General features: G+C 67.0%; 12 protein-coding genes. 7 read left to right on the plus strand and 5 right to left on the minus strand.

Going from position 1 to position 13,985, the window contains the following annotated elements; all coding sequences use genetic code 11:
- Positions 1-28: 28 nt before the first annotated feature.
- Genes ACAW63_RS26840 through rlmF form a run of 3 tightly spaced genes read left to right on the plus strand, consistent with a single transcriptional unit; the run spans position 29 to position 1,986 of the window.
- Entirely contained in the window at positions 29-325 is a 297-nt protein-coding gene (locus ACAW63_RS26840) for a helix-turn-helix domain-containing protein (protein ID WP_371230438.1), read from the plus strand.
- Between the two features lie 10 nt (positions 326-335).
- The gene (locus tag ACAW63_RS26845; RefSeq protein ID WP_371230440.1) at positions 336-914 is read left to right on the plus strand and encodes a VTT domain-containing protein; all 579 of its coding nucleotides are present in this window, start codon (positions 336-338) and stop codon (positions 912-914) included.
- A gap of 52 nt (positions 915-966) precedes the next feature.
- Positions 967-1,986 (plus strand): 23S rRNA (adenine(1618)-N(6))-methyltransferase RlmF, encoded by a 1,020-nt coding sequence (gene rlmF, locus ACAW63_RS26850; protein ID WP_371230442.1) that lies wholly within the window; start codon positions 967-969, stop codon positions 1,984-1,986.
- 146 nt (positions 1,987-2,132) lie between these two features.
- On the opposite strand, the gene ACAW63_RS26855 is transcribed toward rlmF, so the two are convergent.
- Both ACAW63_RS26855 and ACAW63_RS26860 read right to left on the minus strand, forming a co-directional pair.
- On the minus strand, positions 2,133-2,675 hold the full coding sequence (locus ACAW63_RS26855; RefSeq protein ID WP_243806236.1) for a hydrolase: 543 nt from the start codon (positions 2,673-2,675) through the stop codon (positions 2,133-2,135).
- A gap of 49 nt (positions 2,676-2,724) precedes the next feature.
- Positions 2,725-3,267: a gamma carbonic anhydrase family protein gene (locus ACAW63_RS26860; RefSeq protein ID WP_371230444.1), complete on the minus strand. Its 543-nt coding sequence runs from the start codon at positions 3,265-3,267 to the stop codon at positions 2,725-2,727.
- A gap of 76 nt (positions 3,268-3,343) precedes the next feature.
- Between ACAW63_RS26860 and prlC the strand changes: the two genes are divergently transcribed.
- Positions 3,344-5,389 carry an oligopeptidase A gene (gene prlC, locus ACAW63_RS26865; RefSeq protein ID WP_371230445.1) on the plus strand — a complete coding sequence of 682 codons (2,046 nt, stop codon included), beginning with the start codon at positions 3,344-3,346 and terminating at the stop codon, positions 5,387-5,389.
- A complete protein-coding gene (locus ACAW63_RS26870) occupies positions 5,389-5,658 on the plus strand; it encodes a YheV family putative zinc ribbon protein (protein WP_275608395.1) in 270 nt (89 codons plus the stop codon). The genes prlC and ACAW63_RS26870 overlap by 1 nt, the downstream gene beginning before the upstream one ends.
- A gap of 66 nt (positions 5,659-5,724) precedes the next feature.
- Here ACAW63_RS26870 and ACAW63_RS26875 read toward each other — a convergent pair whose 3' ends face one another.
- The 3 genes from ACAW63_RS26875 to sbcD all read right to left on the minus strand — a co-directional run bounded on the left by ACAW63_RS26875 (position 5,725) and on the right by sbcD (position 11,243).
- A complete protein-coding gene (locus ACAW63_RS26875; protein ID WP_371234799.1) occupies positions 5,725-6,234 on the minus strand; it encodes a Dps family protein in 510 nt (169 codons plus the stop codon).
- Positions 6,235-6,570: 336 nt separating this feature from the next.
- Positions 6,571-10,020 (minus strand): AAA family ATPase, encoded by a 3,450-nt coding sequence (locus ACAW63_RS26880; RefSeq protein WP_371230447.1) that lies wholly within the window; start codon positions 10,018-10,020, stop codon positions 6,571-6,573.
- Positions 10,017-11,243 (minus strand): exonuclease subunit SbcD, encoded by a 1,227-nt coding sequence (gene sbcD, locus ACAW63_RS26885; RefSeq protein ID WP_371230449.1) that lies wholly within the window; start codon positions 11,241-11,243, stop codon positions 10,017-10,019. The genes ACAW63_RS26880 and sbcD overlap by 4 nt, the downstream gene beginning before the upstream one ends.
- A 133-nt stretch (positions 11,244-11,376) precedes the next feature.
- On the opposite strand from sbcD, the gene ACAW63_RS26890 reads away from it, so the two are divergent.
- Positions 11,377-12,738 (plus strand): TAXI family TRAP transporter solute-binding subunit, encoded by a 1,362-nt coding sequence (locus ACAW63_RS26890; RefSeq protein ID WP_371230451.1) that lies wholly within the window; start codon positions 11,377-11,379, stop codon positions 12,736-12,738.
- 113 nt (positions 12,739-12,851) lie between these two features.
- Positions 12,852-13,859, plus strand: a complete 1,008-nt coding sequence (yejK, locus tag ACAW63_RS26895; protein WP_331319167.1) for a nucleoid-associated protein YejK — start codon at positions 12,852-12,854, stop codon at positions 13,857-13,859.
- The last annotated feature ends 126 nt before the right edge of the window (positions 13,860-13,985 follow it).

Below are 13,985 nucleotides of genomic sequence, written 5' to 3' on the forward strand. Positions count from 1 at the left end.
CCCACAAGGCCAACAAGGAAACGTCTCGATGGAAGTGAGCAAGACCAAAAGCAGTTTCTACCGCCGCCTCTATGTCGCCTGGCTGATCGACAGCGGCACGGCCACCAGCGTGCCCGCGCTGATGGAGGCCACCGGCATGCCCCGGCGCACCGCCCAGGACACCATGGCCGCGCTGACCGATCTGGACATCGACTGCACCTTCGAGCAGCACGACGGCGAGCGCAACAACGCCGGGCACTACCGCATCCGCGACTGGGGCGCCATCGATCCGCGCTGGATCGTCCAGCACCTAGCGCAGATCAAGGACGTGCTGCAGTACCCCTGAACCCGCCCAGATGCTTGCCGTCCCGCCCGTCGTCTGGCGTTTTCGCCGACTGATCCTGCTGCTCGCCTTCGCCCTGGTGCTGTTCGCGCTCTACCGCGCCAGCGGCCTGCACGAGGATTTCAGTCTCGGCTACCTGCGCAGCGAACTGCAGGACAACCGCGTGCGCGGCCTGCTGCTGTTCGTCGGGCTGTTCGCCCTGGGCAACCTGCTGCACGTCCCCGGCCTGCTGTTCCTCGCCGCCGCCGTGCTGGCGCTGGGCAAGCTGTGGGGCGGGCTGATCACCTACGGCGCGGCGGTGCTCTCCTGCGGCTTCACCTTCCTGGTGATACGCGCGGTGGGCGGCGACGGGCTGCGTCTGCTGAACAACCGACTCACCCGCGCGGTATTCAGTCACCTCGACCAGCGCCCGGCCGGCAGCGTGTTCCTCCTGCGCCTGGCGTTCATCACCGCCCCCACGCTGAACTACAGCCTCGCCTTGTCCGGCGTGGGCTTTTCGCCCTACATGCTCGGCACCCTGCTTGGCCTGCCCATTCCGCTGCTGCTGTGCTGCCTGCTGTTCGACCACCTGGGCAACACGCTGCTCGGCTGAGGCGCCCATCTGTGGGAAAATCGCCCACCGCTTACCTGCCCAGCGCACCCTCATGCCGAAACCGCCCAAATCGCCGAAACGCCCCGCTACACCCGCGAAACCCGCTCAGGCCCTGCGCGACCCCGCCGCCAAGCGGCCGAACCTGCTGCACCCGCGCAACCGGCACCAGGGGCATTACGACTTCCCGGCGCTGATCGAGGGCTGCCCGGCGCTGGGCCGCTTCGTCATCACCAATCCCTATGGCAAGCCGAGCATCGACTTCGCCAATCCCGAGGCCGTGCGCGTATTCAACCGCGCGCTGCTCAAGGCGCAGTACGGCATCGCCCAGTGGGATATCCCCGCCGGCTTCCTCTGCCCACCGATTCCGGGCCGCGCCGACTACGTGCACTACCTGGCCGACCTGCTCGGCGAGGAGAACGCCGGCCGGGTTCCACGCGGGCCGGAGGTGCGCGTGCTGGACATCGGCGTCGGCGCCAACTGCATCTACCCGCTGATCGGCCACCGCGACTACGGCTGGCGCTTCCTTGGCTCGGACATCGAGCCCGCCGCCCTCGCCTCGGCCCACGCCATCCTCAATGGCAACCCCGGCCTCAACGAGGCCATCGAACTGCGTCAGCAGCACGACCCCAAGCACATCTTCCATGGCCTGCTGGGCGCCGATGAACGCTTCGACGCCACCCTGTGCAACCCACCCTTCCACGCCTCGCCCGAGGAAGCCAGCAGCGGCAGCCGGCGCAAATGGAAGAACCTCGGCAAGCTCGACCCGTCGCGCCAGCTACCGAAGCTGAACTTCGGCGGGCGGAGCAACGAGCTGTGGTGCGAAGGCGGCGAGATCGCCTTCCTGCGCAAGCTGGCGGCGGAAAGTGCGGAAGTCGGCAATCAGGTGCTGTGGTTCAGCTCGCTGGTGTCCAAGGCCGGCAATCTCGACGAATTCCGCCGCGCCCTGAAGAAGGCCGGCGCCATCAGCATCCGCACCGTGGACATGGCCCAGGGCCAGAAGCAGAGCCGCTTCGTCGCCTGGACCTTCCTCGAACCCGAGCAGCGCGCGACATGGCGCACCGGGTGGAAATGACGCTCAGAACCTGTTCACGATCTGCTGCGCGTCGGCATAACTGCGTTAAAAACAGGCTCGGACTGCTCATTTACAGCTCGTAAACTCCGCGTCCTCGCCTGTTTTTGCCTTGTTCTGCTCTAGCTCGCGAGATCGTAAACAGGTTCTCAGCGGATGAATTGCTTACTGATCTCCCGGAACACTTCCGTGCCGGCGCGCTCCATCCACTCGAAAGCGACCATCTCCCGCGAGACGATCATCGCCCCGGCCTGACGCATCCGCTCCAGCGCCAGCGCCTTGTCCCGCGGGCGGCGCGAACCGACCGCCTCGTCCACCACGAACACCTCGCGGTCCTCGGCCAGCAGGCCCAGCACCGTCTGCAGCACGCAGACATGCGCCTCGGTGCCACAGACCACGAACTGCCGACGCTCCCCGCCGGGCATCTGCAACAGGCCGGGATCGGTCACGGCGGAGAAGGCGATCTTCTCCAGCAGCGCCTCGGCCGGCAGCGCATCGCGCAGCGCGGGCAGGGTCGGGCCCAGGCCCTTCGGATACTGCTCGGTGGCCAGCGCAGGCACGCCCAGGCGCTGCGCGACCGCCAGCAGCCAGGCGGTGTGTTCGAGCACCGACTCGGCTTCATGAATGGCCGGGAACAGGCGTTCCTGGATATCGATGATCAACAGGGTGGACGTCTGGGCGCGTAGCAACATGGCGGGCTCTCCTCTCATGGGGGCGTGAATGTCATGGCTGGTCGAATGCTCAGCCGGCATAGCCCTCGGCGATATGCAGATCCTTGAGCTTCACATAGTTTCCGGCGCTGTAGCTGAAGAAGGCGCGCTCCTTGTCGGTCAGCGGACGGGCCTTCTTCACCGGGCTGCCAACGTAGAGGTAACCGCTTTCCAGCACCTTGCCCGGCGGCACCAGGCTGCCGGCGCCGAGGATCACCTCGTCCTCGATCACCGCGCCGTCCATCACGATGGAGCCCATGCCCACCAGGATGCGGTTGCCGATGGTGCAGCCATGCAGCAGCACCTTGTGGCCGACGGTCACCTCGTCGCCGATGGTCAGCGGGAAGCCGTCCGGATTGAACGGGCCGGCGTGGGTGATGTGCAGCACACTGCCGTCCTGCACGCTGGTGCGCGCGCCGATGCGGATGCGGTGCATATCGCCGCGGATGGTGACCAGCGGCCACACCGAGCTGTCCGCGCCGATCTCCACGTCGCCGATGACCACGGCACTGGCGTCGACGAACACACGCTCGCCGAGCGCTGGCGTTTTGCCCTGATACGAACGAATAGTCACGATAGAGTCTCTCTGGCTGCGAATACGGCCGATTGTATTTAAGATGGCCGAGTGTTTCTTCAACCAAGGTGCCACCGTGAGCGCGAATCCCCTTCTGCAGAGCTACGACCTGCCGCCCTTCTCGTCCATCCGTCCGGAGCACGTGAAGCCGGCCATCGAGCAGATCCTCGCCGACAACCGCGCCGCCATCGCGCGCATTCTCGCCGAGCAGAACGGCACCCCGACCTGGGCCGGCCTGGTGCTGGCCATGGACGAACTGCATGACCGCCTGGGCAAGGCCTGGAGCCCGGTCAGCCACCTCAACGCGGTGTGCAACAGCGCCGAACTGCGCGAGGCCTACGAAGGCTGCCTGCCGCTGCTGTCCGCCTACTGGACGGAGCTGGGCCAGAACCGCGAGCTGTTCAAGGCCTATGAAGCGCTGGCCGCCGGCGCCGAGTCCCAGGACTTCGACGTCGCCCAGAAGACCATCCTCGAACACGCCCTGCGCGATTTCCGCCTGTCGGGTATCGACCTGCCGGCCGACCAGCAGCAGCGCTACGCCGAAATCCAGACGCGCCTGTCCGAGTTGGGCAGCCGCTTCTCCAACCAGCTACTGGATGCCACCCAGGCCTGGACCAAGCACATCACCGATGAAGCGGCACTCGCCGGCCTGACCGACTCGGCCAAGGCGCAGATGCAGGCCGCCGCCCAGGCCAAGGCCCTGGACGGCTGGCTGATCAGCCTGGAGTTCCCCAGCTACTTCGCGGTGATGACCTATGCCGAAGACCGCGCCCTGCGCGAAGAGGTCTATGCCGCCTACTGCACCCGCGCCTCCGACCAGGGCCCCAACGCAGGGCAGAACGACAACGGCCCGGTGATGCAGGAAATCCTCGACCTGCGCCAGGAGCTGTCGCGCCTGCTGGGCTTTGCGAACTTCGCCGAGCTGTCCCTGGCCACCAAGATGGCCGAGACGCCCGAGCAGGTCCTGCACTTCCTCCGCGACCTGGCCGTGCGCAGCAAACCCTTCGCCGCCCAGGATCTTGCGCAGCTCAAGGCCTACGCCGCCGAACAGGGCTGCCCGAATCTGCAGAGCTGGGACGCCAGCTACTTCGGCGAGAAGCTGCGCGAGGCGCGCTACAGCGTGTCCCAGGAAGCCCTGCGCGCCTACTTCCCGATCGACAAGGTGCTCTCCGGCCTGTTCGCCATCGTGCAGAAGCTCTACGGCATCCAGATCCGCGAGCTGAACGACTTCGAACGCTGGCACCCGGACGTGCGCCTGTTCGAGATCGAGGAAAACGGCCAGCACGTCGGCCGCTTCTACTTCGACCTCTACGCCCGCGCCAACAAGCGCGGCGGCGCCTGGATGGACGGCGCGCGCGACCGTCGCCGCACCGCCGGCGGCGAGCTGCAATCGCCGGTGGCCTACCTGGTGTGCAACTTCACCCCGGCGGTGAATGGCAAGCCGGCGCTGCTGACCCACGATGAAGTCACCACCCTGTTCCACGAGTTCGGCCACGGCCTGCACCACCTGCTGACCCGCGTCGAACACGCCGGTGCCTCGGGCATCAACGGCGTGGCCTGGGACGCGGTGGAGCTGCCCAGCCAGTTCATGGAGAACTGGTGCTGGGAGCCCGAGGGCCTGGCGCTGATCTCCGGCCACTATGAGACTGGTGCCGCGCTGCCCCAGGACCTGCTGGAGAAAATGCTGGCCGCGAAGAACTTCCAGTCCGGCCTGATGATGGTCCGCCAGCTGGAGTTCTCCCTGTTCGACTTCGAACTGCACGCCACCCACGGCGACGGCCGCAGCGTGCTCGACGTGCTGGAAACCGTGCGCGATGAAGTCGCTGTGATGCGCCCACCGGCGTACAACCGCTTCGCCAACAGCTTCGCGCACATCTTCGCCGGAGGTTATGCGGCCGGTTACTACAGCTACAAGTGGGCCGAAGTGCTATCCGCCGACGCCTTCTCCCGCTTCGAGGAAGAAGGTGTGCTCAACCCGGCGACCGGCGCGGCGTTCCGCGATGCGATCCTGGCCAAGGGTGGTTCCCAGGAGCCGATGGAACTGTTCGTCGCATTCCGCGGCCGCGAGCCGTCCATCGATGCCCTGCTGCGCCACTCCGGCCTTTCCGAGGAGGCTGCGTGATGGCCGAGGTAAAGAAACGCTTCATCGCCGGGGCGGTGTGCCCGGCGTGCAGCGAGCAGGACAAGATCGTCATGTGGGATGAAGACGGCGTGCCGCACCGCGAATGCGTGGCCTGCGGCTATGCCGACACCCTCAACGCCCAGGGCCAGTCGGTGCCGAAGGAACTGACCACGCGGGTCAACGTCAGCGGCCTGAAGAAGCCCGCCGACCCGAAGGTGCAGAGCGTGCAGTTCTTCCCCAACCCGAAGCTGAAGAAGCCGGGCGAGTAAGCCTGCGCTGTAAATGGAAAAGCCGTTTCTCCTTCGGGAGAAACGGCTTTTTTCATGCGCCGAGGATCAGTGGCCGGTACCGTCGCCGCGGCGGCTGGTCTCGAAGAGGAACCAGGTGCGCTGCTCGGTTTCGTCGATCCAGTTCTCGATCAGGCTGGCCGTGGCGATGTCATGGTACTCGTCGCACAGGTCATGCACTTCGCGCATGTAGGAGGTCAGCGCCTTGTTGTCCTCCTGCAGCTCGGCCAGCATGTCCAGCGGCTGCACGAACTCGGCATCGTTGTCGAGGATGCGCTTGTCGCGGGCAATGTGGCCGATGGAACGGATGGTGTTGCCGCCGATCTTGCGGGTGCGCTCGGCGATGGCGTCAGTCATCGCGAAGATTTCGGTGGCATGGTCGTCCAGCAGCAGGTGGTAATCGCGGAAGTGCGGACCGCTGACATGCCAGTGGAAGTTCTTGGTCTTCAGATAGAGGGCGAAGACGTCCGCCAGCAGGCGGTTGAGCGCGGCGGAAAGATCGCGGGTGGCGTTCTTGCTCAGGTCCGAAGGCGTGGCCAGGGCCGGTGCGCGACGCACGGCGGGTTTCGCAGCAGCGGGCTTGGCGGCGGGTTTGCTGGCGGCGGCCTTGGCGGCCGGCTTAGCGGCCGGCTTGGCTGCAGGTTTGGCGGCCGCCTTCGCTGCCGGCTTCGTAGCGGCGGTTTTTGCCGCCGCAGGTTTCTTCGGAGCCGATGCGGATTTCTTCATCACAAATCACCTCTACGAAAGATCACGATACCTGTGGATGCCTTCCCATTCGGGGCGTGGCTGACTTACGCGGTTTTGAGCCTATCTCGCTCAGCGTTGTTTGCAAGTCGACAGCCGCTGGCGCCAATGCGTTCCCCATGACTGCAGATCAATCGTGAAACAATCTCCTCAACCCTTCTCCGGCGTGAAGCGGAAGCACGCATCGAGCTGGCTGTAGCCCATGCCAAAGCCCTTGTGCACCTTGAGCTGCACCGGGATGCGCTCCTTGAGCGCTTCGACGTGGCTGATCACGCCGATGGTCTTGCCCGTTGCATTGAGGCTGTCGAGGGCGTCCAGCGCCACCTCCAGCGTCTCGCCATCGAGGGTGCCGAAACCTTCGTCGAGGAACAGCGAGTCGATGCTGGTCTTGTGGCTGACCAGGTCGGACAGGGCCAACGCCAGCGCCAGGCTGACCAGGAAGCTCTCGCCGCCGGAGAGTGTCTTGCAGTCACGCGCGGTGTCGCCCTGCCAGGTGTCGATCACCTCCAGCTCCAGCTCGCCGTCGCTGCGCCGCGCCAACTGGTAGCGGCCGTGCAGGCGTTGCAGTTGGCGGTTGGCCAGGTGCACCAGGTGGTCGAGGGTCAGGCCCTGGGCGAAGCGCCGGTAACGCGCGCCGTCGGCCGAACCGATCAGGCTGTTCAGACGCTGCCAGAGATCGTGCTCCTCCTCCTGCCGGCTAATCTCCTCGAACAGGCGTTGCTGGCTGGCGCGCCGCGCATCGTCGCCCTGCAACTGTGCACGGATTTCGCCCTGGCGCTGACCCAGTTCGCGCAGCTCGGCGTTGAGGGTGAGCAGTTGCTGGTTCAGTTCGTCCAGCGACAGATCGCCATGCGGCTCGGCCTTCAGGCGCTCGACGTCCCGCAACGCCGCCGCACGCAAGGCCATGGCCTCGGTGATGGCGGTTTCCAGTTTCTGCTTGAGGGTGCCGAGGTCGGCGCGCTGGGCGTCGTCCAACAGCGCCGCCAGATATGCGGACTCGTCGGCGAACGGACTCTGCTCCAGGGCGTGCTGCCAAGCCGCCTGGCTCTGCGTCAGACGTGCCTGGTCCTGCTCCAGGCGCTCCAGCAGCGTCTGTTCGCGGCCTTGCAGCGCATCGGCCTGGCGCAGGCTGGCGCTCAGACGGATTTCGGATTCGGCCAGTGCCTGCTGCGGATCGTCACCCTTCGGCAATTCTGGCCGTGGCTCGAACGCCGCGTCCTGCCAGCGTTGCTGCCATTGCTGTGCGGCCTCCCGCGCCGCGCCGGCGGCCTGCGCCGCATCACGCTCGCCGGCGGCCAATTGCTGGGCCAGTTGCTGGTCCCGTTGCCAGAGTCGCCACTCCTCATCGCGCTCGGCCAGCCACTGCTCGCCATCGTCCGGCAGGCCATAGCCCAACTCCGCCAGCGCGGCAGCCAAGGCTTCCTCCTGCTGTTGCAACTCACCACGCAGGTTGGCGATCTGTTGCGTACGCTCCTCCTGGCGCTGCCGAGCGAACTGCTGCTCGCCCTCGAAGAGCGCCAGTTGCTGCGCCGCCTCGCTGTGCGCCCGCTCGGCATCGACGCGCGCCTGTAAGCTCTCCTGCAGGCGAGCCTTGTGCTCTTCCAGCGCCTTCAACTGCTGTTGCAGATCAGCCAGCGCCGTTTCGTGACGCTGGCGCTCGCTCGCCAGCGCCTGCTCATCCTCCAGCTGCAATCCCTGGGTAGCGCACTGCTGTTGCCAGGCTTCGTGCTGTTGCCGGAGCGCCGCGTCGGCTTCGTCGAGCTGACGTTGCCCTTGCTGTATCTGCGCGTCCAGCTCGGCCAGTTCGCCGCGCAGGGCAATGCCCTGGCTCTCCAGCTCGGCCAGCGCCCGCTTGCTCTCTTCCAGCGCGGTCTGGGTCGCCGACACATCCAGTGCCTGGTAGGCGTCCACCGCCGGGTGCTGCTGGGAGCCGCAGAGCGGGCAGGCTTCGCCCGGCTGCAATTGCGCACGCCAGTGTTCGAGCTGGTGGATGCGCTGCTCCTGCTGCAGGAGCTTTTCCCGGTCGGCAACCTGCTGCTGCATCGCCTTGTAGCGCTCGCGCAGGGCGACGATGGCGCCGTCGCGCTCGCCCTTGCGTTGGCGCAGCGCGAGCAGTTCCGGTTGCCAGCGGGCGAGCTGCGCGGCGGCCTGGGCCCGTGCCTGGGCGATCTGCTCCAGGCGGTCGAATCCACGGCCAAGCGCCTGCGACTGCTGCGCACGTTCGCGCAGTTGCGCCTCGGTCGCACCGGCCAGCAACTCATCCAGTTGCTGCCGGGCGGCGGACTCGTTCTGGCGAGCCTCGCCCAGCTTCTGCTCGGCATGACTGACGGCGCCTTGCAGCACCTCTCGGCGGGTGCCGGCGTCGCGGAACGCCTGCTCCGCGAGATCGAACTGACGCTGGCTATCGGCACAGGCCGACACCAGACGAGCACGTTGGGCGAACTGCGCGCGCCAGCCCCCGAGCAATTCTCCCAGCCGGGCCCGTTGCGGTTGCTGGGCAAGACGAGCTTCCAGCGCCGAGCGCTGCTCCGCGAGGGCGTTCAGGTCCGCGCCACGGGCATCGCTGACCTGTCGGGCGAGCTGGCTGGCGCTCCACAGCGCCTCGGCGATCCGTTCGCGGCTGGCGGCCTGCTCGCTGCGATTGTCCTCCAGCGCGGCGCGGTCCTGCGCCAGGCTGTCATGATTGGCGCGCCAGGCCTGGTGCAGCGGCTGCAGACGCGCGGCGGGCTCGCTGGCGGCCAGGCGTTGCAGGTCCGGCTGCGCCGCATCGAGCGACTGCCGGGCACCCGTTTCCTTCTCGCTGGCCTGCTGCATCTGCTGCTCGGCGCGGCCAAGGTCCTCGCGCCAGCGGTGCTGGGCCTGCAACGCCACCTGGCGGCCCTGCAGCGAGGCTTCCTGCAACAGCGCCTGGTGGTTCTGTTGTTCGAGGGCTTCCCGCTGCTCGCTGCTGAGCAACTCGACGCCCTCGGCGCGGGCGCGCAGCTGGTCGAGCGCGCCACGCACGTCGCGGGTCCGTTCGAAGACGCGCTGCGAGATCAGCCCGTAGATCTCCGTGCCGGTCAGTTCCTCCAGCAACTCGGCGCGCTGGTTGGCGTTGGCTTCGAGGAAGGCGGCGAAACCACCCTGGGCCAGCAGCATGGACTTGGTGAAGCGCTCGAAGTCGAGGCCGGTGAGGATTTCGGTCTGCTTGAGCTTGTCGTTGATCTTGTCGGTGAGGATTTCCCCCTCGCCGCTGGCGCGGTCGATGCGCACCAGCTCCACCTTCGGCGCCTGCAGCGCGCCCTCGGCCTTGTCACGGGCGCGGCGCTGGCTCCAGAAGGCGCGGTAGGGCTGCCCCTTCACCTCGAACTCCACTTCCGCCAGGCAATCGGCGGTGTGCCGGGTCATCAGTTCGTTGCCACTCTGCGACAGCACGCTCATACGCGGCGTACGGTGATAGAGCGCAAGGCAGATGGCATCGAGCAGCGTGGTCTTGCCGGCGCCGGTGGGACCGGTGATGGCGAACAGGCCGTTGCCGGCGAAGGGCTCGGCGGTGAAATCGATCCTCCACTCGCCCTTGAGCGAGTTGAGGTTCTTCAGGCGCAGGCTGAGGATTCTCATGGCTGCTGCTCCTGATCCTGCAACTCGCTGACCACCTGCCGGTACAACCCGCTCAGGCGTTCGCGCAACGGGGCCTCCAGCTCCTCACTGTCCAGGCGCTGGCGGAACACATCCTCGGGACTGAGCTCGTCGAGGGTTTCCTTCGCCTCGCTGAACAGGGCCGCCTGCGCATTGCCGCGCTCGCGGCGGGTGCGCAGGACGACCACCGGCAGGTCCTCGCACAGCTTTTCGACGCGCACCTGGATATCGGTGAGGTAGTCGTCGGTGTGCACCAGTACCTCCAGCCATACCGGCTGTTCCACGCTGCCCTCCCGAGCTACGCGGGCCAGTTCGGCGGGCAGGCTGGCGAGGCTGCCGGACACCGATTTCAACGGCTGGAAGCAGGGCACCGGCAAGGCGCTGACACTGCGCAGGCCGCTGTCATCCAGGTCCACCAGCAGCACCTCCTTGCCCTGGGTGGCTTCGTCGAAACTCAGCGCGATGGGCGAGCCGCAATAGCGGATGTGCTCAAGCCCGCCGACCTTCTGCGGCCGATGGATGTGCCCCAGGGCGATGTAGTCCGCCGGCGGGAAGGCACTGGTGGGGAAGGCTTCCAGCGTGCCGACGTAGATTTCCCGCACCGACTCGCTGGCGCTGGCGCCCACCGTGGTGAGGTGGCCGGTGGCGAGTATCGGCAGGTGGCGGCCGAGGGCTTCGCGCTGCGCCTCGGCGCGTTCGAACAGCTGCCGGTAGTGCGTCTGGATCGCCTGTTGCAGCGCCAGCTGCTTGTCCTGCGCGCTCTGCCCGGCCTGGCTGGTGAGCACGTCGCGGGGGCGGATGAAGGGGATAGCGCAGAGGATCGCGCCGGGTTCGCCGTCACGCTGCGGCAGCACCAGCACCTGCGCATCCAGGTCGGTGCCGACCGCGGCGATCACCAGGGTATCCAGGCGCGCCAGCAACTCGCGGGACTCCTCCAGCATGGCCACCGAATCATGGTTGCCGCCCAGCACCACCAGGCGTGCACCGGTATCGCGCAGCTCGACGATGAAGCGGTTGTACTGCTCGCGGGCGTAGCTGGGCGGCGCGCCGGTGTCGAACACGTCGCCGGCGATGATCACCGCATCCACCCCCTGCTCGCGCACCTGCCCGACCAGCCAGGCGCAGAACGCCTGGTGCTCGGCCTCGCGGCTCTTGCCCATGAAGTGCTGGCCCAGGTGCCAGTCGGAGGTGTGGAGAATGCGCATACCGTGACGTCCGCAACCGTTATCCAAAGGCTGGGATGATAGCGGCTTCCACCGCCGTGATGGCGGATTCGCCGGCCACCGCCGCGCAGGCTGGCTATCTTTTCAGGACGGCTCGACGCGAAAAGGACTCTCCATGCAACGCCTCGTCAACATGCTCAAGGACCTCGCCATCCTCGTCCGCGCCAACCTCTGGCTGGTGCCGGTGCTGGCCGCGCTGGTGGCCGCGCTGTTCTACTTCGTCGCCCCGCCACCGCCCATGAGCGCGACCCTCGCCACCGGCGCGCCGGGCGGCGGCTATGCGATCTTCGGCGAACACCTGAAGGAGGAGCTGGCCAAGCAGGGCTTCGAGCTGAACCTGGTGAAAACCGCGGGCTCGCGACAGAACCTGGAGAAGCTGCTGGATGAAGGCAGCGGAGTGAACATCGGGCTGGTGCAGAGCGGCCAGGAGCAGCAACTGGAACCCGCCCAGCGCGGCGGCTTGCAGACACTCGGGGCGATGTTCCAGGAGCCCCTGTGGCTGTTCCAGCGTCGCGACCTGAAGATCGACCGCATCGCCGACCTGCTGCCGCTGCGGCTGGCCATCGGCACGCCGGGCAGCGGCACCGAGGCGGTGACCGAAGCCATCCTCAAGGCCAATGACATCCCCAGCGACCCGCTGCCGGCGAACTGGCAGGCCCGAGGCGGCAACACGGTGGCCAGCGAGCTGCTGGCCGGCACCCTGGACGCGGCCTTCTTCGTCGGCCCGGCGGAGAACCCGCTGATCCAGCGCCTGGCGGCCAGCCCGGAGCTCAAGCTCGCCGGCTTCCGCCGTGCCCACGCCTACGAGGCGCGGATTCCGTTCCTCAAGCGGGTGGAGGTCAGCGAAGGCCTGCTGAACCTGGCGCAGAACGTCCCGGAACAGGACATGGCCACGCTGTCGCCGGTGGCGACCCTGGTGATCAACGACAACTTCCACCCGGCGCTCACCCCGCTGATCCTGGAGGCCGCGCGCCGGGTGATGAGCAAAGGCACCCTGCTCGACCCGGCCGGCGCCTTCCCCAGCGCCGAGCCGCGCACCCTGGCCCTGCAGAGCGACGCCGAACGCTACTACAAGAGCGGCCCGCCGCTGCTGCAGCGCTTCCTGCCGTTCCGTATCGCCTCGCTGGCCGACCGCTACATCATCCTGCTGATCCCCTTCATCGCCATCCTGATCCCGCTGATGAAGTCCATCGGCCCACTGTACCGCTGGCGCATCCGCGCGCGCATCTACCGCTGGTACCGCTACCTGCGCGAGATCGACCGGCGCCTGGACGAACGCGCCGGCAGCGCCGAACTGAGCACCGAGATCGAGCGCCTGGAGCAACTGGAGGCCGAGCTGGCCAAGGTCGAGGTGCCGCTGTCGTACTACAACGAGCTGTACGAACTGCACCTGCACCTGAACTACGTCATCCGCCGCCTGCGCCAGTTGCGGCGCAACCGGCGGGAGCGGGACGCACAAGCCAACCTCCCGGACTGACCGGCACCAAGCACGGCGCCGCCGGGTCGGGTAAACTCTGGCGTTTTCCAATCATCTGCCGCCCCGCCGCTACCCTGCCGGCGCGAGGCCGGCATTGAACATCCAGGTCCGCCATGCCGATTCGCCACGCCATCGTCCACCTGATCGACAAGAAGCCCGACGGCAACCCCGCGACGCTGCACGCGCGCGAAGCCGAGCTGGGCGATTCCCAGGCCATCGAGAACCTGATGGCCGACCTCAACGAGAGCTACAACGCCAAGCCGAACAAGGCCTGGGGGCTGTTCCAGGGCGAATCCGGCGCCTACCCGTTCAGCGGCTGGCTGACCGAGTACCTGGACGGCGGCAAGGACTTCGTCGCCTTCTCCAAGCAGGCGGTGGAGCACCTGAAGTCGCTGATGGAAGAGTCGAACCTCTCCACCGGCGGCCACGTGCTGTTCTGCCACTACCAGCAGGGCATGACCGATTACCTGGCCATCGCCCTGCTGCACCACAGCGAAGGGGTGGCGGTGACCGAGTCGCTGGAAGTCACCCCGTCGCGCCACCTCGACCTCGGCCAGCTGCACATGGCAGCACGGATCAACATCTCCGAGTGGCGCAACAACAAGACCTCCAAGCAGTACATCTCCTTCATCAAGGGCAAGGGCGGCAAGAAGGTCTCGGACTACTTCCGCGACTTCATCGGCTGCACCGAGGGCGTCGACGGGCCGAGCGAGACGCGCACCCTGCTCAAGGCCTTCAGCGACTTCGTGGAAAGCGAGGACCTGCCCGAAGAGCAGGCCCGCGAGAAGACCGACGTGCTGGTGGACTACGCCACCAGCCAGGCGAAGATCGGCGAGCCGATGGCCCTGGACGCGCTCTCCGAGCTGATGGACGACCAGGCCCCGCGCGCCTTCTACGACTACATCCGCAACAAGGACTACGGCCTGTCGCCGGAGATCCCGGCGGACAAGCGCACCCTCAACCAGTTCCGCCGCTTCACCGGCCGCGCCGAGGGGCTGTCGATCAGCTTCGAGGCACACCTGCTGGGCAGCAAGGTGGAATACGACGAGGAGCGCGACATGCTGATCATCCGCGGCCTGCCGACCCAGTTGCACGACCAGCTCAAGCGACGCAAGAACTGACGCCACGCCGTGCATGAAAAAGCCCATCGAGAGATGGGCTTTTTTGTGGGTCCGGATTTCTGCGTCGAGGCAGTTCGCGATACTCCACCGACGAACCGCCGAAAACCTCCTCGCCACGGCTGCTAG

It is taken from the genome of Pseudomonas sp. QE6 (genome assembly GCF_041379005.1).
Taxonomy (GTDB): Bacteria; Pseudomonadota; Gammaproteobacteria; order Pseudomonadales; family Pseudomonadaceae; genus Pseudomonas.

Excerpts from the sequence above, each read along its gene's own strand:
- ACAW63_RS26840 (WP_371230438.1), top strand. The coding sequence starts at position 29 with ATGGAAGTGAGCAAGACCAAAAGCAGTTTCTACCGCCGCCTCTATGTC.
- ACAW63_RS26845 (WP_371230440.1), top strand. The coding sequence starts at position 336 with ATGCTTGCCGTCCCGCCCGTCGTCTGGCGTTTTCGCCGACTGATCCTG.
- rlmF (WP_371230442.1), top strand. The coding sequence starts at position 967 with ATGCCGAAACCGCCCAAATCGCCGAAACGCCCCGCTACACCCGCGAAA.
- ACAW63_RS26855 (WP_243806236.1), bottom strand. The coding sequence starts at position 2,675 with ATGTTGCTACGCGCCCAGACGTCCACCCTGTTGATCATCGATATCCAG.
- ACAW63_RS26870 (WP_275608395.1), top strand. The coding sequence starts at position 5,389 with ATGGCCGAGGTAAAGAAACGCTTCATCGCCGGGGCGGTGTGCCCGGCG.
- ACAW63_RS26880 (WP_371230447.1), bottom strand. The coding sequence starts at position 10,020 with ATGAGAATCCTCAGCCTGCGCCTGAAGAACCTCAACTCGCTCAAGGGC.
- sbcD (WP_371230449.1), bottom strand. The coding sequence starts at position 11,243 with ATGCGCATTCTCCACACCTCCGACTGGCACCTGGGCCAGCACTTCATG.
- ACAW63_RS26890 (WP_371230451.1), top strand. The coding sequence starts at position 11,377 with ATGCAACGCCTCGTCAACATGCTCAAGGACCTCGCCATCCTCGTCCGC.
- yejK (WP_331319167.1), top strand. The coding sequence starts at position 12,852 with ATGCCGATTCGCCACGCCATCGTCCACCTGATCGACAAGAAGCCCGAC.